Annotated in this window: 18 protein-coding genes; 13 read left to right on the forward strand and 5 right to left on the reverse strand. The window is 62.2% G+C overall.

The features are described from left to right. Positions 1-263 precede the first annotated feature (263 nt). From B0W55_RS11235 to B0W55_RS11255, 5 genes are all read left to right on the forward strand, one after another. On the forward strand, positions 264-1,619 hold the full coding sequence (locus B0W55_RS11235; RefSeq protein WP_077046071.1) for a pitrilysin family protein: 1,356 nt from the start codon (positions 264-266) through the stop codon (positions 1,617-1,619). Then, on the forward strand, positions 1,612-3,102 hold the full coding sequence (locus tag B0W55_RS11240) for a pitrilysin family protein (RefSeq protein ID WP_077046072.1): 1,491 nt from the start codon (positions 1,612-1,614) through the stop codon (positions 3,100-3,102). Before B0W55_RS11235 ends, B0W55_RS11240 begins: the two co-directional genes overlap by 8 nt. Then, a complete protein-coding gene (gene rsmD / locus B0W55_RS11245; protein WP_077046073.1) occupies positions 3,102-3,716 on the forward strand; it encodes a 16S rRNA (guanine(966)-N(2))-methyltransferase RsmD in 615 nt (204 codons plus the stop codon). Before B0W55_RS11240 ends, rsmD begins: the two co-directional genes overlap by 1 nt. A 63-nt stretch (positions 3,717-3,779) precedes the next feature. Next, positions 3,780-4,778 carry a hydrolase gene (locus B0W55_RS11250; protein WP_077046074.1) on the forward strand — a complete coding sequence of 333 codons (999 nt, stop codon included), beginning with the start codon at positions 3,780-3,782 and terminating at the stop codon, positions 4,776-4,778. Between the two features lie 3 nt (positions 4,779-4,781). Beyond that, the gene (locus B0W55_RS11255) at positions 4,782-5,627 is read left to right on the forward strand and encodes an AraC family transcriptional regulator (RefSeq protein ID WP_077046075.1); all 846 of its coding nucleotides are present in this window, start codon (positions 4,782-4,784) and stop codon (positions 5,625-5,627) included. A gap of 106 nt (positions 5,628-5,733) precedes the next feature. Here B0W55_RS11255 and B0W55_RS11260 read toward each other — a convergent pair whose 3' ends face one another. Both B0W55_RS11260 and B0W55_RS11265 read right to left on the reverse strand, forming a co-directional pair. Further along, the gene (locus B0W55_RS11260) at positions 5,734-6,588 is read right to left on the reverse strand and encodes a sulfurtransferase (RefSeq protein ID WP_077046076.1); all 855 of its coding nucleotides are present in this window, start codon (positions 6,586-6,588) and stop codon (positions 5,734-5,736) included. 40 nt (positions 6,589-6,628) lie between these two features. Then, the gene (locus B0W55_RS11265; protein WP_077046077.1) at positions 6,629-7,303 is read right to left on the reverse strand and encodes a TetR/AcrR family transcriptional regulator; all 675 of its coding nucleotides are present in this window, start codon (positions 7,301-7,303) and stop codon (positions 6,629-6,631) included. A gap of 147 nt (positions 7,304-7,450) precedes the next feature. Here B0W55_RS11265 and B0W55_RS11270 point away from each other — a divergent pair, with 147 nt between their 5' ends. The 5 genes from B0W55_RS11270 to B0W55_RS11290 all read left to right on the forward strand — a co-directional run bounded on the left by B0W55_RS11270 (position 7,451) and on the right by B0W55_RS11290 (position 12,222). Continuing rightward, positions 7,451-8,881 (forward strand): coniferyl aldehyde dehydrogenase, encoded by a 1,431-nt coding sequence (locus B0W55_RS11270; RefSeq protein ID WP_077046078.1) that lies wholly within the window; start codon positions 7,451-7,453, stop codon positions 8,879-8,881. Between the two features lie 28 nt (positions 8,882-8,909). Further along, complete coding sequence (locus tag B0W55_RS11275; RefSeq protein ID WP_077046079.1) at positions 8,910-9,455, forward strand: twin-arginine translocation pathway signal protein; 546 nt, start codon at positions 8,910-8,912, stop codon at positions 9,453-9,455. A gap of 152 nt (positions 9,456-9,607) precedes the next feature. After that, on the forward strand, positions 9,608-11,203 hold the full coding sequence (locus B0W55_RS11280; RefSeq protein ID WP_077046080.1) for a GMC family oxidoreductase: 1,596 nt from the start codon (positions 9,608-9,610) through the stop codon (positions 11,201-11,203). 115 nt (positions 11,204-11,318) lie between these two features. Then, complete coding sequence (gene coaD / locus B0W55_RS11285) at positions 11,319-11,798, forward strand: pantetheine-phosphate adenylyltransferase (protein ID WP_007975368.1); 480 nt, start codon at positions 11,319-11,321, stop codon at positions 11,796-11,798. Positions 11,799-11,970: 172 nt separating this feature from the next. Beyond that, positions 11,971-12,222 (forward strand): YfhL family 4Fe-4S dicluster ferredoxin, encoded by a 252-nt coding sequence (locus B0W55_RS11290; RefSeq protein ID WP_003195146.1) that lies wholly within the window; start codon positions 11,971-11,973, stop codon positions 12,220-12,222. Positions 12,223-12,353: 131 nt separating this feature from the next. Here B0W55_RS11290 and B0W55_RS11295 read toward each other — a convergent pair whose 3' ends face one another. From B0W55_RS11295 to B0W55_RS11305, 3 genes are read right to left on the reverse strand one after another with little or no spacing between them, the layout of a single operon-like run. After that, positions 12,354-12,674, reverse strand: coding sequence for a multidrug transporter (locus B0W55_RS11295; RefSeq protein ID WP_077046081.1), 321 nt, complete (start codon positions 12,672-12,674; stop codon positions 12,354-12,356). A 55-nt stretch (positions 12,675-12,729) separates the two neighbouring features. Then, complete coding sequence (mutM, locus tag B0W55_RS11300) at positions 12,730-13,542, reverse strand: bifunctional DNA-formamidopyrimidine glycosylase/DNA-(apurinic or apyrimidinic site) lyase (RefSeq protein ID WP_077046082.1); 813 nt, start codon at positions 13,540-13,542, stop codon at positions 12,730-12,732. Between the two features lie 38 nt (positions 13,543-13,580). Further along, the gene (locus B0W55_RS11305) at positions 13,581-14,396 is read right to left on the reverse strand and encodes an HDOD domain-containing protein (RefSeq protein ID WP_175645496.1); all 816 of its coding nucleotides are present in this window, start codon (positions 14,394-14,396) and stop codon (positions 13,581-13,583) included. 205 nt (positions 14,397-14,601) lie between these two features. Between B0W55_RS11305 and B0W55_RS11310 the strand changes: the two genes are divergently transcribed. The 3 genes from B0W55_RS11310 to B0W55_RS11320 all read left to right on the forward strand — a co-directional run bounded on the left by B0W55_RS11310 (position 14,602) and on the right by B0W55_RS11320 (position 17,164). After that, positions 14,602-15,141, forward strand: a complete 540-nt coding sequence (locus B0W55_RS11310) for a type 1 glutamine amidotransferase domain-containing protein (RefSeq protein ID WP_077046084.1) — start codon at positions 14,602-14,604, stop codon at positions 15,139-15,141. Between the two features lie 163 nt (positions 15,142-15,304). After that, the gene (locus B0W55_RS11315) at positions 15,305-16,501 is read left to right on the forward strand and encodes a class I SAM-dependent rRNA methyltransferase (protein WP_077046085.1); all 1,197 of its coding nucleotides are present in this window, start codon (positions 15,305-15,307) and stop codon (positions 16,499-16,501) included. A 204-nt stretch (positions 16,502-16,705) separates the two neighbouring features. Next, on the forward strand, positions 16,706-17,164 hold the full coding sequence (locus B0W55_RS11320; protein ID WP_077046086.1) for a transposase: 459 nt from the start codon (positions 16,706-16,708) through the stop codon (positions 17,162-17,164). The last annotated feature ends 176 nt before the right edge of the window (positions 17,165-17,340 follow it).

Genomic DNA, 17,340 nt, shown 5'->3' on the forward strand with positions numbered 1-17,340 from the left:
ACCCAGCTTGTTCACGCGCAACATTTTGTCGAGGCGCTGAACGGCACCTCAAGAAATCGATTTGTCATAGGACTAAAGCAGCAAAATCGGCGAAAAAGCAGAATTCAGTCGACAAATTCAAACCTTCCGTCGCAAACCCAATCAACCTGATCATGCATAAAGGCCTGATAGGCGTGGCCGCCGCTAAAACGGATCAGTATCCTAGCACCCTCTCGCCCGCCGACGCTAAGACCAAGCGGGCAGCCCCAAAGGTTTAAAAACGAATGAATGCTCTAGCCCGCCGCGCCGCAGGCCTGCTGCTCAGCACAGTTTGCCTGCCTCTCTCGGCCCTGGCTGCCGATCCGCAACCCACCCACGAATTCACCCTGGACAACGGCCTGAAGGTCGTCGTACGTGAAGACCATCGCGCGCCCGTGGTGGTTTCCCAGGTCTGGTACAAGGTTGGCTCGAGCTACGAGACGCCGGGTCAGACCGGTCTGTCCCACGCCCTGGAACACATGATGTTCAAGGGCAGCGAGAAAGTCGGCCCTGGCGAGGCGTCGCTGATCCTGCGCGACCTCGGCGCCGAAGAGAACGCCTTCACCAGCGACGACTTCACCGCTTACTACCAGGTACTGGCCCGGGATCGCCTGGGCGTCGCCTTTGAACTGGAAGCCGACCGCATGGCCAGCCTGCGCCTGCCGGCCGACGAGTTCGCCCGGGAAATCGAAGTCATCAAGGAAGAGCGCCGCCTGCGCACCGATGACAAGCCGATGTCCAAGGCCTACGAACGCTTCAAGGCCATGGCCTACCCGGCCAGCGGCTACCACACGCCGACCATTGGCTGGATGGCCGACCTGGACCGCATGAAAGTCGAAGAGCTGCGCCACTGGTACCAGTCCTGGTACGTGCCGAACAACGCCACGCTGGTGGTGGTCGGCGACGTGACCCCGGACGAGGTCAAAACCCTGGCCCAGCGTTACTTCGGCCCGATCGCCAAGCGCGATGTGCCACCGGCGAAGATTCCGCTGGAGCTGGCCGAGCCTGGCGAACGCCAGATCACCCTGCACGTGAAGACCCAACTGCCAAGCCTGATGCTGGCCTTCAACGTGCCGAGCATCGCCACCGCCGAAGACAAACGTTCGGTGAATGCCCTGCGCCTGATCTCGGCCCTGCTTGACGGCGGTTACAGCGCGCGCATCCCGACACAACTGGAGCGCGGTGAAGAGCTGGTGTCCGGTGGCTCCTCGAGCTATGACGCCTACACCCGAGGCGACAGCCTGTTCACCCTGTCGGCAACGCCCAACAGCCAGAAAAACAAAACCATCGCCCAGGCCGAAGCCGGGTTGTGGAAGCTGCTCGAACAACTGAAAACCACCGCACCATCCGCTGAAGAGCTCGAACGCGTGCGCGCCCAGGTCATCGCCGGGCTGGTCTACGAGCGCGACTCGATTACCAGCCAGGCCACCGCCATCGGCCAACTGGAGACCGTCGGCCTGTCCTGGAAACTGATGGACACCGAACTCGCCGACCTGGAAAGCGTGACCCCACAAGACATTCAGAACGCCGCCAAGCTGTATTTCACCCGCGAACGTCTCAGCGTCGCCCACGTACTGCCGGAGGAGACGCCTCATGAGTGACCATAAAAAACCGCGCCTGGCCGTGTTCGGCCTGATTGCCGTGGCTGTGATCGGTTCGGCCGCGTTCTATTTCTCCAAAACCGACGAATCCGTGGCCAGCGAAGCCCTGGACAAGGCCAAGGCCAGCCAGAAACTGCAATCGCTGACCGAGCTCAACGGCAAGGCGCCAAGCCACCGCAAACTGGACGTGCAGACCTGGAACACCGCCGAAGGCGCCAAGGTGCTGTTCGTCGAAGCCCGGGAGCTGCCGATGTTCGACATGCGCCTGATCTTCGCCGCCGGCAGCAGCCAGGACGGCGACGCCCCCGGCCTGGCCCTGCTGACCAACGCCATGCTCAACGAAGGCGTGGCCGGCAAGGACGTCAGTGTCATTGCCCAGGGCTTCGAAGGGCTCGGCGCGGATTTCGGCAACGGTGCCTTCAAAGACATGGCCGTTGCCTCTTTGCGCAGTCTCAGCGCCGCGGACAAGCGTGAACCGGCCCTGAAGCTGTTCGCGGAAGTCGTCGGCAAACCGACCTTCCCCGCCGACTCCTTCACCCGCATCAAAAACCAGATGCTCGCCGGCTTCGAATACCAGAAACAGAACCCCGGCAAACTGGCCAGCCTCGAGTTGATGAACCGCCTGTACGGCGATCACCCGTACGCCCACGCCAGCGATGGCACAGCGAAAAGCGTTCCGGCCATCACCCTGGAGCAACTGCGCGAGTTCCATCAGAAAGCCTACGCGGCGGGCAACGTGGTCATCGCGCTGGTCGGCGACCTGTCCCGTGCCGAAGCCGAAGCCATTGCCGCGCAGGTATCTGCAGCGCTGCCAAAAGGCCCGGCGTTGCCGAAGATCCCGCAACCGGCCGAGCCGAAGGCCAGCATCGGCCACATCGAGTTTCCGTCCAAGCAGACCAACCTGATGCTCGCGCAACTGGGCATCGACCGCGATGATCCGGACTACGCCGCGCTGTCGATGGGCAACCAGATTCTCGGCGGTGGCGGTTTCGGCACCCGGTTGATGAGCGAAGTGCGCGAGAAACGTGGCCTGGCCTACGGTGTGTATTCGGGCTTCACCCCGATGCAGGCCCGTGGTCCGTTCATGATCAACCTGCAGACCCGCGCCGAAATGAGCGAAGGCACCCTCAAGCTGGTACAGGACGTGCTCGCCGACTACCTTAAGACCGGCCCGACCGAAAAAGAACTCGACGATGCCAAGCGCGAACTGGCCGGCAGCTTCCCGCTGTCCACCGCCAGCAACGCCGACATCGTCGGTCAACTGGGTGCGATCGGCTTCTACAACCTGCCGCTCAGTCATCTGGAGGACTTCATGCAACAGTCCCAGAACCTGACCGTCGAGCAAGTCAAAGCCGCACTGAACAAACATCTGAGCACGGACAAAATGGTCATCGTCAGCGCTGGCCCGACCGTGCCGCAAAAGCCGTTACCGGCCCCATCTGATAAACCTGCCGAGCAGCCGCTCGGGGTTCCGGAGCATTAATGGCCACTTCCCGACCCAAAAAACCTGTTCACAACGTGCACAACGGCGTGAACCAGTTGCGCATCATCGGCGGCGAATGGCGCAGCCGCAAGTTGAGCTTCCCCGACGCCCCGGGCCTGCGTCCGACACCGGATCGGGTGCGTGAAACCCTGTTCAACTGGCTGGCGCCTTACGTGCCCGGCGCCAAGGTGCTCGACCCGTTCACCGGCAGCGGCGCGCTGTTCCTCGAAGCCTTGTCCCGTGGCGCGGCCATGGGCCAGGCGCTGGACGCCAGCAGCCTCGCCGTGTCCAGCCTGAAGGAACATCTGGGCACACTGCGCTGCACCACTGGCCAGGTGCAGACCGCCGATGCCTTGCGCTACCTGGAAACCCAGACGGCCACGGCCTACGACCTGGTGTTCCTCGACCCGCCGTTCAACCAGAACCTGCTGCCCGCCGTCTGCAAGCTGCTCGAAGAGCGCCAGTGGCTGGCCGAGGATGCCTGGGTGTATACCGAGAGCGAAACCGCGCCGTCGACCCTCGGCCTGCCGGGCAACTGGCGCCTGCACCGAGAGCAAAAATCCGGGCGGGTCTATTATTCGTTGTGGCAACGTATGGCAGAGATCGCCGGCTGATCGGCCGGCCTGAACAAGGCGCACACTGTCATCCAGGCGTGCGCCGCTGCTTCGAGAACAATCGTGTCCCAACCGTCAGAACGCTTCACCCCCGCCTTCGGCCTCGGCAACCCGCACGTGCAGACCTTGTGGGGACCGCTGTGGCGCAAAACCACTCACATCGAACGCGAGCGTGAGCGCTTGTGGCTCGAGGACGGCGACTTCCTCGACCTCGACTGGCACGGCCCGCACAGCGCCGATGCGCCGCTGGTGCTGGTATTGCACGGGCTGACCGGCTCTTCGAACTCGCCTTATGTGGCAGGGATGCAAAAGGTGCTGGGCGACCGGGGCTGGGCCAGCGTTGCGCTGAACTGGCGCGGCTGCTCCGGCGAGCCCAACCTGCTGCCCCGCAGCTACCATTCCGGCGCCAGCGAAGACCTGGCCGAAACCATCAGGCATTTGCGGGCCAAACGCCCGCTCGCGCCGCTTTACGCCGTAGGGTATTCACTGGGTGGCAATGTCCTGCTCAAGCACTTGGGCGAGACCGGCAGCGACAGCGGCGTGCTCGGCGCGGTGGCGGTGTCGGTGCCGTTTCGCCTGGACCAGTGCGCCGACCGTATCGGCCAGGGCTTCTCAAAGGTCTATCAGGCGCACTTCATGCGCGAGATGCTGGCCTACATCAAAAACAAGCAGCGCCAGTTCCAGCATGACGGACGCGAGGATGGCCTGGCTGCCCTGGCGGCGCTGGGCTCGCTGGAAAACCTGCGTACCTTCTGGGATTTCGATGGCCGGGTGACCGCGCCGCTCAATGGTTTCGTCGATGCCGAGGACTACTACCGCCGGGCATCGAGTCGCTACTTTCTGGGACAAATCCGTACGCCGACCCTGATCATCCAGGCAGCTGACGATCCCTTTGTGTTTCCCCATAGCCTGCCGCAAGCCGAGGAGTTGTCCACAAGTACACAGTTCGAGCTGCAGGCCCGGGGCGGTCACGTGGGTTTTGTCGACGGTACGTTCCGGCAACCGGGTTACTACCTCGAGCGGCGTATCCCCCAATGGCTGGCCACCGTGGGACGCGCCTAGGTCATGGACGTCAATCAGGGCGAATCGATCCGCTTCTGGCAAACGCCGCCGCTGGCCGGGGTCGAATTGCTGTCGGCGCGCTACATCGAGCACCGTTTCGCGCCCCATGTGCACGATGGCTACGTGATCGGCATGATCATGGCCGGCGCCCAGCGCTACCGCTATCGCGGCGCCGAGCATCTGGCCGGCAGTGGCACGCTGGTGCTGATCAACCCGGATGAACTGCATACCGGCCACAAGGGCACGGAAGACGGTTGGCTGTACCGGGCGTTTTATCCGGACAGTGGGCAGGTCCTTTCCTTGCTCGATGAACTCGAATTGCCGACGCACAACTTGCCGGCGTTCGGCGCGACGCTGTATCGCGATCCGGATCTGGTGAGCGGTTTCTGCCAGTTGCATCGTCTGTTGGAAAGCCCCGCCACGGCGCTGCAACAGCAGACGGCCTGGCGTGAACTGATGCTGTCGTTGCTACAGCGTCATGCAGCAGTTGCCGATGTTGGCCAACCGGGCAAGGAACACCGGGCAGTCACGCAAGCCAAGGATCTGCTGCACGCACAACTGGCGGCGCCGCCGTCGCTGGAGGAACTGGCGGCAGCGGTGAACCTGTCGCCCTTTCATTTCGCGCGGGTGTTCCGCCGAGCCACCGGCATGCCGCCGCACACCTGGCTGATGCAGCAGCGCATCGCCCGCGCACGGGCATTGTTGCAAAGTGGGTGCTTACCGCTGGAGGTCGCGACGCAGCTGGGCTTTGCCGATCAGAGTCATTTGAGTCGGCAGTTCAAGCAGGCGTATGGGGTTGGGCCGGGGGCGTATCGAAGTGCCCGGCAAGTACTGACGACATATTCCTGATGTGGGAGCGGGCTTGCTAGCGAAAGCAGTGTGTCAGTCGACATCAATATTGACTGGAACTCCGCTTTCGCGAGCAAGCCCGCTCCCACAGGAGGGATTGCGGTGATCAGGTGCCGGTGGCAATCCCGCGAGCCGGATCGTTGATCCACTCACTCCACGACCCCGCATACAGTGCCCCCAGCGGGTAACCTGCCAGGCACAAGGCAAACAGGTTGTGGCACGCCGTCACACCGGACCCGCAGTACGCCACCAGATCATTGGGTGAGCGATCGCCCAGTTTCGCGGCGAACCGCTGCTTGAGCTGATCTGTCGGCAAAAAACGCCCGTCGCCGCCCAGGTTGTCGGTAAACGCCGCGCATTGCGCACCGGGGATATGCCCGGCCACCGGATCGATGGGTTCTACTTCGCCCTTGAAGCGCGGCAGGGCACGGGCGTCGATCAACGTCATCTCGGGCTGACCAAGACGCTGCTGAAGTTGTTCGGCGCTGAGGATCAGTGCATTGTCCGGCGCCCCGGTAAAGCTGCCACGGCCAGTGGATGGCGCATCGAGGCTCAACGGCAGCCCCGCCCCATGCCAGGCCTTTAGCCCGCCATCAAGGATGAACACGCCCTCACGTTTGCCCAGCCATGCCAGCAACCACCAGGCCCGCGCCGCAAAGGCACCGGGGCCGTCATCGTACAAAACCACGTCACAGTCGTTGTCGATGCCCCAGGCCTGCAGGCGCTCGATCAGCTCGGCCGGTTCGGGCAGCGGGTGGCGCCCGGTCACACCCTTGACCACTTTGCCGCTCAGATCACGCTCCAGATCAGCAAAACGGGCCCCGGCGATATGGCCTTCGGCATAACTGCGCTGCCCGTAGTCCGGGTCTTCGAGGGCAAAACGACAATCCAGAATCACCAGCCCCGGCTGCTCCTTTTTCAGGTCCAACGCTTGCGGGCTGATCAGTTGCGCAATGGGCATAACGGGCTCCTGTGATTAAACCGGGTCTGGATCGTACTGCTTAGCGCGCCGTTTCTTCCAGCGCCTGGGCCAGCGGTACATAGAACTCTTCGAACAGCGCGTTGACCTCTTTGCGGGCCTCATCCGTGACGAAGCCGGCCTCCAGCACCAGCACCTGATAGACGCCACGCTTGATCGCCTGCTCGCTCAGGTGGCTGGAGTTTTCCCGGGTGGTGCACAAAAAGCGCACCCAGGACGTGAGGATGATCCAGGCATTGAGGGTCAGGGATTCAATCTGCACCTTGTCCATGGTCAGGATCCCGGCGGCGACGAAGCCTTTGTAGATGGCGGCCCCCTGAATCAGGCAGCGCTGGGAAAAGCGTCGATAGCGCGAGGCGAGTTCGGCATCGCTGTCGAGCAGGTGCTCGAGGTCGCGGTGCAGGAATCGGTATCGCCACATGGCCGATAGCAGTTCCTTGAGGTAGTAGCGCTTGTCTTCCACCGTGGCCGCGCGCCCCTGGGGCGGGCGCAGAAAGCTGTCCACCAGCGCTTCATACTCGCTGAACAGCACGGCGATGATCGCCTGCTTGTTGGGGAAGTGGTAGTACAGATTGCCCGGAGAAATCTCCATGTGGGCAGCGATATGGTTGGTGCTGATGCTGCGCTCGCCCTGCTGATTGAACAGCTCGAGGCTGTTCTGCACGATGCGCTCGCTTGTTTTTATTCGTGGGGCCATGGCTTGAGCTTAAATTCAGAGTGCGTTGACGGGCATCTTACGACCTATCCGGATCCGGATAAAACAAAGCTGCGCCAGTATGTCATTTGACTTTATAGAGCATAAACTCTAAAAGATGCCTCACTAGAATAAAATCCGGAGCCGACCATGACTGCTGAAATTTCCTACCTGCAAGATCTGCAGAACCCTCTGGCAGAGCTCCAATCCCTGTTCGACGCGCAGCGCGCCGCCTATGCCGCCAACCCCATGCCGCCAGCGGCGCAACGCCTGCAATGGCTCAAGGCATTGCGTGACCTGCTCGACAGCGAGCGCCAGGCCCTGATCGATGCGATCAGCCAGGATTTCAGCCATCGCAGCGCCGATGAAACCCTGCTCGCCGAGTTGATGCCCAGCCTGCATGGCATCCATTACGCCAGCCGCCACCTCAAGGGCTGGATGCGTCCTTCGCGGCGCAAAGTCGGCGTGGCCTTTCAGCCAGCCTCGGCCAAAGTGGTTTATCAGCCGCTGGGCGTGGTCGGCGTGATCGTGCCGTGGAACTACCCGCTGTACCTTGCCATCGGGCCGTTGGTCGGCGCGTTGTCGGCAGGCAACCGGGTGATGCTCAAACTCAGCGAATCCACCCCCGCCACCGGCTTGCTGATGAAGCAGTTGCTGGCGCGGATCTTCCCCGAAGACCTGGTGTGCGTGGTGTTGGGCGAAGCCGATATCGGTGTGGCGTTTTCCAGGCTGCGCTTCGATCATTTGCTGTTCACCGGCGCCACCAGCATTGGCAAGCACGTGATGCGCGCGGCGGCGGAAAACCTGACCCCAGTGACCCTGGAGTTGGGCGGCAAGTCTCCCGCCATCGTGTCCCACGATGTGCCGCTCAAGGACGCCGCCGAGCGCATCGCCTTCGGCAAGACCCTCAACGCCGGCCAGACCTGCGTGGCCCCGGACTATGTGCTGGTGCCGGAAGATCGTGTCGGTTCGTTCGTCGAAGCCTATCGCCAGGCGGTTCAGGTTTTTTTTCCGACACTGGCCGACAACCCGGACTACACCGCCATCATCAACGACCGACAGCTGGCGCGCCTCAACGGTTACCTCAGTGATGCCACCAGCAAGGGCGCCTTGCTGATTCCGATGTTCGAACAGGGCCAGGGTCGCCGCATGGCGCACAGCCTGCTGCTCAACGTCAGCGACGAGATGACGGTGATGCAGGACGAAATCTTCGGCCCGCTGTTGCCGATCGTGCCGTACAAGGATCTCGACCAGGCGTTTGCCTACATCAATCAGCGCCCGCGCCCACTGGCGCTGTACTACTTTGGCTACAACAAACGCGAACAGCAGCGCGTGCTGCACGAAACCCATTCCGGTGGCGTGTGCCTGAACGACACCCTGCTGCACGTCGCCCAGGACGACATGCCCTTCGGCGGCATCGGCGCCTCGGGCATGGGCCATTACCACGGTCACGAAGGTTTCCTGACCTTCAGCAAGGCCAAGGGTGTGTTGATCAAAGAGCGCTTCAACGCGGCGAAACTGATCTACCCGCCCTACGGCAAGTCCATCCAGAAACTCATCCAGAAGCTGTTCATTCGCTAACGCTCAACGCCATCGGGTAATAACAATAATGAGCCCAAGCCTGTCCGATACTCCCGCGCTGTCACGGCGCGACCTGCTCAAGTTCAGCCTGGGCGCCAGCGCCTTTCTCACCACCGCGGGGTTGAGCGCCAGCCTCAGTGGTTGTTCGTCGAGCGTTGCAGAAAGCGGATTCGCCGTACTGCGCAGGGGTGACCTGCTGTTTTTGCGCGCGCTAGTCCCGGTGATGCTCGACGGTGCCGTGACCGAAGAACGCATGCCTGCGGCTGTCGACGAGACCTTGAAAAGCCTGGACTACAACCTCGATCACCTGTCACCGCAGATGCTCAAGCTGACCCGGCAACTGTTCGATGTGCTCGGCATGGCGGTCACTCGCGGCCCGCTGACCGGCATCTGGGGCAGTTGGGAAAACGCCAGCGCCAATGATATGAGGCGCTTCCTCCATCGCTGGGAAAACAGCTCGCTGAGCCTGTTGCGCATGGGGCATAGCTCATTGCTGCAATTGGTGATGATGGCCTGGTATGGGCGCAAGGAGTCGTGGGCGCATTGCGGGTATCCGGGGCCGCCGACGGTTTGAGACCGTGTCGCCCCCTTCGCGAGCAAGCCCGCTCCCACAGTGTCCGATGTCGTTCACCACAGGGTGGTTCACCTCGACAACGGTAGGCGCGAGGCTTGCCCGCGATGGCGTCAGCCGCCTCACTGCACACTCAAAATAAAAAGAGAATGAAGATGCCCGTACCCGACCCGTTCCGCGAAGGCATGGCCCGTGGCTGGAAAACCCACAACGGCGCGCAACTGACCCAGGACCTGACCCTCGAGGCGGATGTGGCGATCATCGGCAGCGGTGCCGGCGGCGGGACCACGGCGGAAATCCTCAGCGCGGCCGGCTACAAAGTGCTGCTGATCGAGGAAGGACCGCTCAAGACCAGCAGCGACTTCAAGATGCTCGAAGACCAGGCCTACGCCAGCCTCTATCAGGAAGGCATCGGCCGCATGAGCAAGGACGGTGCGATCACCATCCTGCAAGGCCGGGCCGTAGGCGGCACCACGCTGATCAACTGGACCTCCAGTTTCCGCACACCGGAGCCGACCCTGGAGCACTGGGCCAAGGAGCACGGCGTCAAGGGCCATAGCCCGACAGAAATGGCGCCCTGGTTCGAAAAAATGGAACAGCGCCTGGGCGTCGCACCGTGGAGGGTGCCGCCCAACGCCAACAACGACGTGATCCGCAAGGGCTGCGAAAAGCTCGGCTACAGCTGGCATGTCATCCCGCGCAACGTGCGCGGTTGCTGGAACCTGGGCTACTGCGGCATGGGCTGCCCGACCAATGCCAAGCAGTCGATGATGGTCACCACCATTCCGGCCACCCTGGAAAAGGGCGGCGAACTGCTCTACCTGGCCCGCGCCGAAAAGCTGCTGATCCACGGCGACCAGGTCACCGGCCTGCAATGCGTGGCGATGGACGAGCGCTGCGTCGAGCCCACCGGCCGCAAGATTACGGTCAAGGCACGACATTACGTACTGGCCGGCGGCGGTATCAACAGCCCGGGGTTGTTGATGCGCTCCGGGGCGCCCGACCCGCATCAACGCCTGGGCAAACGCACCTTCCTGCACCCGGTGAACATGTCCGCCGCCCTGTTCGACGAAGTGGTCAACCCGTTCTACGGCGCGCCGCAGTCGATCTACTCCGACCATTTTCAATGGCAGGACGGTACCACCGGCAAAATGGCCTACAAACTGGAGGTCCCACCCCTGCACCCGGCGCTGGCCGCGACCCTGCTTGGCGGTTTCGGTCAGGATAATGCGCAACACATGACCAACCTGCCCCATACCCACGCCATGCTGGCGCTGCTGCGCGACGGTTTTCACCCGGACAGCCAGGGCGGCAGCGTCGAGTTGCGCGGCGACGACACCCCGGTGCTCGATTATCAAATCTCGCCTTATGCCTGGGACGGCCTGCGCCGGGCCTTTCACAGCATGGCCGAGATCCAGTTCGCCGGGGGCGCCAGGGCTGTGATGCCGATGCACGCCGATGCGCGCTACGTGAAAACCCTGGCCGAAGCACGCACGCTGATCGACGGCCTGGGCCTTGAGTTGTACCGCACACGCCTGGGCAGCGCCCACGTGATGGGCGGTTGTGCCATGGGCGAAGATCCGAAAAACGCGGTGACCGACAGCCTCGGCCGTCATCATCAACTGGGCAATCTGTCGATCCATGACGGCTCGCTGTTCCCCACCAGCATTGGCGCAAACCCGCAATTATCCGTCTATGGACTGACCGCGCAACTGGCGACATCCCTGGCCGAACGTTTGAAAAACCCATGAAAACGAGGAACATTCCCATCGTCTATAGTGCTTTCTTACCCCACAGCCGACTTGGCCGACCGGTACGGCTGCGATACCATCCGACTCCCCAACGCACTCCCGCCAGGACGCCGCGATGAACCGAGTGTTGTACCCAGGTACCTTCGACCCTATTACCAAGGGCCATGGCGATCTGGTCGAACGCGCCTCGCGCCTGTTCGATCACGTGATCATTGCCGTCGCCGCCAGCCCGAAGAAAAACCCGTTGTTTCCCCTGGAACAGCGTGTGGAGCTGGCCCGCGAGGTCACCAAGCATCTGCCGAACGTAGAAGTCGTCGGCTTCTCGACCCTGCTGGCGCACTTCGCCAAAGAGCAGAACGCCAACGTGTTCCTGCGTGGCCTGCGCGCGGTGTCGGACTTCGAATACGAATTCCAGCTGGCCAACATGAACCGGCAACTGGCCCCGGACGTGGAAAGTCTGTTCCTTACCCCGTCGGAGCGCTATTCGTTCATTTCCTCGACGCTGGTCCGTGAAATCGCAGCCCTGGGCGGCGATATCACCAAGTTCGTGCACCCTGCGGTGGCGGACGCCCTGACCGAACGCTTCAAGAAATAACCCCTGCAAACTGTGGGAGCGAGCCTGCTCGCGATGGCCATCAGCGATAACGCTGGAAACCTGGGGCGTTGTCGGGTTCATCGCCAGCAAGCTGGCTCCTGCAGCGCCAATGCGGCACAATTGCGCGAATCGATTCATCGCGCCCGGGCCCGCCGCCCCGGCTGGAGTTAGCATGTCCCTGATCATCACCGACGATTGCATCAACTGCGACGTCTGCGAACCCGAATGCCCGAACGCCGCCATTTCCCAAGGCGAAGAGATCTACGTGATCGACCCGAACCTGTGCACTCAGTGCGTCGGCCACTACGACGAACCGCAGTGCCAACAGGTCTGCCCGGTCGACTGCATTCCGCTGGACGAAGCCCATCCGGAGACTGAAGAACAGTTGATGGAGAAGTACCGCAAGATTACCGGTAAGGCTTGAGCCAGAAGTTTTTATAGCGTTTGTGCCGGCCTCTTCGCGAGCAAGCCCGCTCCCACAGAGGGAACGCATTCCAGTGTGGGAGCGGGCTTGCTCGCGAAGGCGTCAGTAGCCACAACGAAGATGTAACTGACTCACTCCCGCTGCTCAAACCCCTCCCCGATACACCCCAAACACCGCACGAACGCCGCCCTCGCCGGGTCCACCACCAACGCCTGCCCCGCATCGCCCACACCGCCACCCAGCGCGGTGAACGGCAACGACACCACAAACACTCCCGCACCGATCACCGTTGCCACCACCAGCAAGGGCCGGGCAATCAACAGGTCACCGATCATGGCGTACGCGGGCGGGTTCTGGATGGTGTAGCGCGGATCGCCGCTGCCACTGCTGGCGGCGACAGAAGTGCCGACGCTCAACAGCAGAACGGCGGCGAGGGTTTGATGCAGCTTCATGGCACGGTCCTTCGGCTAAATCAGTCAGAACACTGACTATAGACCGTCGGGCGTATCAGCTCTGGCAGCGTGGGCAAAACACGCTGGCGCGCTGCCCCAGCTTCACTTCCCGCAGCTCCGTGCCGCAGACCTTGCACGGCTCGGCACCCCGGCCATACACGAACAACTCCTGCTGGAAGTAGCCCGGCTGACCGTCACCGCCGATAAAGTCGCGCAACGTGGTACCACCCCGTTCGATGGCGGCGGCCAGGATGCGCTTGATCTCGATCGCCAGCTTCAGGTAGCGCGCCCGGGAGATGCCCTTGGCTTCGCGACGCGGGTCTATCCCGGCGGCGAACAGCGCCTCGGTCGCATAAATGTTGCCCACGCCCACCACCACCGCGTTGTCCATGATGAACGGCTTGACCGCCATCGAACGCCCGCGGGACAGCTGGAACAAGCGCTCGCCGTCAAACAGGTCGGTCAGCGGCTCCGGCCCCAGGCGAATCAGCAGCTCATGGTTGAGCGGGTCGAGGCTCCAGAGCATCGCGCCAAATCGCCGCGGGTCGGTATAGCGCAGCGCCAGGCCCGACTCCAGCTCGATGTCCACATGCTCGTGCTTGCCCGCCGGCAGACCGACTTCCACCAGCCGCAAATTCCCCGACATGCCCAGGTGACTGATCAAGGTGCCGACTTCGGCGTTGATCAGCAGGTACTTGGCGCGCCGCTCCACCAGCACGATACGCTGGCCGGACAGGCGCACATCCAAATCTTCAGGAATCGGCCAACGCAGGCGCCGGTCACGCACGATCACCCGGCTGACGCGCTGGCCTTCCAGATGCGGGGCAATGCCGCGGCGGGTGGTTTCGACTTCTGGCAGTTCAGGCATGAGCTTGTGTTTTTCGATAAATAAGAGGGGGGCGGCACTCAGCGGTGAGTGCCGAGGTCGCGAATTGTTTGCTTGAGGGTTTCGAAATCGTAATCCGACAGACCGACGTAATCGAGCACCAGAGGGCCGATGCTGTTCCATTCATGGTCCTCGGTCTGGTTGCCCAGCACCCGGTAGGACGCACAAATGTGTTCGGCCATCTTCAAAATGCCCAACAGGTTCTTCAGCGAACTGTTGCGCGAGGATTCATCGCTGAAGATCGCCAACGCATTGTGGTGATTGGCGATCGCGGCCGTGACGTGCTCCGGCAGGCGCCAGGACTTGGCCGTGTAGTAACCGACCACGGCATGGTTGGTGTTGTACACCTGGTTCTCGGTGTCCACCACCCGGCAATCGGGGCCGGCGTTGGCGTAAGCCTGCTCGAGCACCGTCATGTAGTCGGGAAATCGCTGGAGCATCAGCGGCACGCCGCAGTCGTGGAACAGGCCCAGGGCGTAGGCTTCGTCGCCGGCCTGGACGCCGATACGCTTGGCCAGGGTCAGGCAGGTCATCGCCACGTCCTGCGCGGTGTCCCAGAAACGGTTGAGGGTGACGATGGTCTCGTCGTTCATCTCGCCCTTGATCGACTGCGCATTGATCAGGTTGATGATCGAGCGACTGCCCAGCAGGTTCACCGCGCGCTGGATCGAGGCAATCTTGTTGCTCAGACCGTAATACGGCGAATTGACGATTTTCAGCAGGGCCCCGGACAGCCCCGGATCCTGGGAAATCAGCTTGGCGATCACTTCCAGATCCGGATCGGGCATGTACTGCTCCATCTGCAGATCCACCATGATCTGCGGTTGGGCAGGCACGCTGATGCCTTGCAGGGACTGTTGGATCTGTTCGGGCGTCAACTCTTGGGACATAAGTACACACTCTGGGCCAGGCGCCGATTCTAGCTTCTAAAAGTTGGATCCGACATACCAGCGAGCATTTGCGAGGAACTTTCATTAACGCGCCGGCTTCGGACTTTGTAACGCCCTAGGGCAATCAATCACAAAGTCAGGGAGCAGATCCATGTCCTATTCACTCAACGGCAAGCGCGTGGCAATGCTGGTCACCGATGGTTTCGAGCAAATCGAACTGACGGGCCCTAAAGAGGCGCTGGAACAGGCCGGCGCCCAGGTCGACATCCTTTCGGCCAAGGAAGGCCAGGTCAAAGGCTGGAACCACGACAAACCGGCCGATGACTTCACGGTCGACCGCACATTCCGCTCGGCCAGCGTCGATGAATACGACGCCGTGGTGCTGCCCGGCGGGGTGCAGAACGCCGACACCATCCGCATCGATCAGGACGCCCAGCACCTGGTCAGGATGGGCACCTCCGCCGGCAAACCCATCGCCGTGATCTGCCACGGCGGCTGGCTGCTGGTATCCGCCGGGCTGGTCAACGGCAAAACCATGACCAGCTACAAGACCCTCAAGGATGACCTGGTGAACGCCGGTGCCCATTGGGTGGACAAGGAAGTGGTCACCGACGGCAAGCTGATCAGCAGCCGCCAGCCGGATGACATTCCGGCGTTCAATCGCGAGTTGATCGAGCTGTTGTCGGCGTAGCCTTCAAAACCGCCTTCGCGAGCAAGCCCGCTCCCACACTGGACTGTGTTCCCCTGTAGGAGCGAGGCTTGCCCGCGATGGGGCCATCAACGTTTCATCGCCCTTCATCCCTGCCACCAGCCCCAACACGCTATACTCCCGCTCTTTTTTCCGGAGCGACGTCATGTCCCTGCCAAGCCTGCGCCTCAAAGCCAACGCCGACCGTCGTCTGCGCAACGGTCATTTGTGGGTCTACAGCAACGAAATCGATGTAGCCGCCACCCCTCTGCACGGTTTCAAGGCCGGCGATCAGGCGATCCTCGAAGCCGCCGGCGGCAAGCCGCTGGGCATCGTCGCCATGAGCCCGAACAACCTGATCTGCGCCCGTGTGCTGTCGCGCGACATCAAGCTGCCGCTGGACAAGTCACTGCTGGTGCACCGCCTGAACGTGGCCCTGTCGCTGCGCGATCGCCTGTTCGACAAGCCGTTCTATCGCCTGGTCTACGGCGATTCCGACCTGCTGCCGGGCCTGGTGGTCGACCGTTTCGGCGACATCCTGGTGGTGCAGATCGCTTCGGCGACCATGGAAGCCCACAAAGAAGACGTGATCGCGGCGCTGACCCAAGTGCTCAAGCCAAGCGGCATCCTGTTCAAGAACGACTCGGCAGCCCGTGACGCCGAAGGCCTCAACCGCTACGTCGAAACCGTGTTCGGCCTGGTGCCGGAGTGGGTGGCGCTGGAAGAGAACGGCGTGAAATTCGAAGCCCCGGTCATCCAGGGCCAGAAAACCGGCTGGTTCTACGACCACCGCATGAACCGCGCCCGCCTGGCCCCTTACGCCAAAGGCAAACGCGTGCTGGACCTGTACAGCTACATCGGCGGCTGGGGCGTGCAAGCCGCGGCATTCGGCGCCAGTGAAGTGTTCTGCGTGGACGCGTCGGCCTTCGCCCTCGACGGTGTCGAGCGCAACGCCGCGCTGAACGGCTTTGCCGAGAAAATGACCTGCATCGAAGGCGACGTCTTCGAAGCGCTCAAAGAGCTCAAAGCCAGTGAAGAACGCTTCGACGTGATCGTGGCCGACCCGCCGGCGTTCATCAAACGCAAGAAAGACATGAAAAACGGCGAAGGCGCCTACCGCCGCCTGAACGAGCAAGCCATGCGCCTGCTGACCAAGGACGGCATCCTGTTCAGCGCATCGTGCTCGATGCACCTGCCGGAAGACGACCTGCAAAACATCCTCCTGACCAGCGCCCGCCACCTGGACCGCAACATCCAGATGCTCGAACGCGGCGGCCAGGGCCCGGATCATCCGGTCCACCCAGCCATCGCCGAAACCCGCTACATCAAGAGCATCACCTGCCGGTTGCTGCCAAACAGCTAAGCCACCTGCTCCCTGTAGGAGCGAGCACGCTCGCGATGGTCGCCAACGATAACGCTGGCAACCTGACACCCCGCAGCGCTCTCGGGTTCATCGCGAGCATGCTCGCTCCTACAGAAAGCGACACATTTTGATTCTCTGTCATTACGACAACCTCCCCTGTGGCGTCTAACGTTTTCTCCTCCAACCACAGAGGAGGACAACGGAATGTCCAGCACGCCACACGGCAACCACTTACGTACTGGCCGACACTCAGAAAATGGCCGCGTCTATCTGCTCACCGCAGTGACCCACGAGCGAAGCCCAGTCTTCAAGGACTGGCGGATGGGGCGCCTTCTCGTCCATGAATTCAGAAAAGCTCATGAAGCGGGCAATGCCACCTCTATCGCCTGGGTGGTCATGCCGGATCACTTTCACTGGCTGGTCGAATTGCACAACGGTGATTTGCCGAAGCTGATGCAAGCCACCAAAGCCCGAAGTGCTCGCGCCATCAACCTGAAGCGAGGTCAGCCGGACAGGCTATGGCAGAAAGGCTACTTCGACCGCGCCATGCGCAAGGAGGACGATCTGAAGCTGGCCGCTCGATACATCATCGCCAACCCCCTACGCGCCGGCCTCGTAGACCAGATCGGCGACTATCCACTCTGGGACGCCATGTGGCTCTAACCCCCACCCACCCTGTAGGAGCGAGCATGCTCGCGATGGAGGACCAGACACCGCGGGGTGTCTGGCGGCCAACGTTATCGTTGACGACCATCGCGAGCGAGCTCGCTCCTACAAAAAAATCAGAAAGATCCTGCACCAATCCACGTTGACTTCATGCCTCGGCAATCCAATGCTCG

The sequence above is a fragment of the Pseudomonas sp. KK4 genome (genome assembly GCF_001984065.1).
Taxonomy (GTDB): Bacteria; Pseudomonadota; Gammaproteobacteria; order Pseudomonadales; family Pseudomonadaceae; genus Aquipseudomonas.

Excerpts from the sequence above, each read along its gene's own strand:
- B0W55_RS11235 (WP_077046071.1), top strand. The coding sequence starts at position 264 with ATGAATGCTCTAGCCCGCCGCGCCGCAGGCCTGCTGCTCAGCACAGTT.
- B0W55_RS11315 (WP_077046085.1), top strand. The coding sequence starts at position 15,305 with ATGTCCCTGCCAAGCCTGCGCCTCAAAGCCAACGCCGACCGTCGTCTG.
- mutM (WP_077046082.1), bottom strand. The coding sequence starts at position 13,542 with ATGCCTGAACTGCCAGAAGTCGAAACCACCCGCCGCGGCATTGCCCCG.
- coaD (WP_007975368.1), top strand. The coding sequence starts at position 11,319 with ATGAACCGAGTGTTGTACCCAGGTACCTTCGACCCTATTACCAAGGGC.
- B0W55_RS11290 (WP_003195146.1), top strand. The coding sequence starts at position 11,971 with ATGTCCCTGATCATCACCGACGATTGCATCAACTGCGACGTCTGCGAA.
- B0W55_RS11320 (WP_077046086.1), top strand. The coding sequence starts at position 16,706 with ATGTCCAGCACGCCACACGGCAACCACTTACGTACTGGCCGACACTCA.
- B0W55_RS11265 (WP_077046077.1), bottom strand. The coding sequence starts at position 7,303 with ATGGCCCCACGAATAAAAACAAGCGAGCGCATCGTGCAGAACAGCCTC.
- B0W55_RS11275 (WP_077046079.1), top strand. The coding sequence starts at position 8,910 with ATGAGCCCAAGCCTGTCCGATACTCCCGCGCTGTCACGGCGCGACCTG.
- rsmD (WP_077046073.1), top strand. The coding sequence starts at position 3,102 with ATGGCCACTTCCCGACCCAAAAAACCTGTTCACAACGTGCACAACGGC.
- B0W55_RS11255 (WP_077046075.1), top strand. The coding sequence starts at position 4,782 with ATGGACGTCAATCAGGGCGAATCGATCCGCTTCTGGCAAACGCCGCCG.
- B0W55_RS11270 (WP_077046078.1), top strand. The coding sequence starts at position 7,451 with ATGACTGCTGAAATTTCCTACCTGCAAGATCTGCAGAACCCTCTGGCA.
- B0W55_RS11295 (WP_077046081.1), bottom strand. The coding sequence starts at position 12,674 with ATGAAGCTGCATCAAACCCTCGCCGCCGTTCTGCTGTTGAGCGTCGGC.
- B0W55_RS11280 (WP_077046080.1), top strand. The coding sequence starts at position 9,608 with ATGCCCGTACCCGACCCGTTCCGCGAAGGCATGGCCCGTGGCTGGAAA.
- B0W55_RS11260 (WP_077046076.1), bottom strand. The coding sequence starts at position 6,588 with ATGCCCATTGCGCAACTGATCAGCCCGCAAGCGTTGGACCTGAAAAAG.
- B0W55_RS11310 (WP_077046084.1), top strand. The coding sequence starts at position 14,602 with ATGTCCTATTCACTCAACGGCAAGCGCGTGGCAATGCTGGTCACCGAT.
- B0W55_RS11240 (WP_077046072.1), top strand. The coding sequence starts at position 1,612 with ATGAGTGACCATAAAAAACCGCGCCTGGCCGTGTTCGGCCTGATTGCC.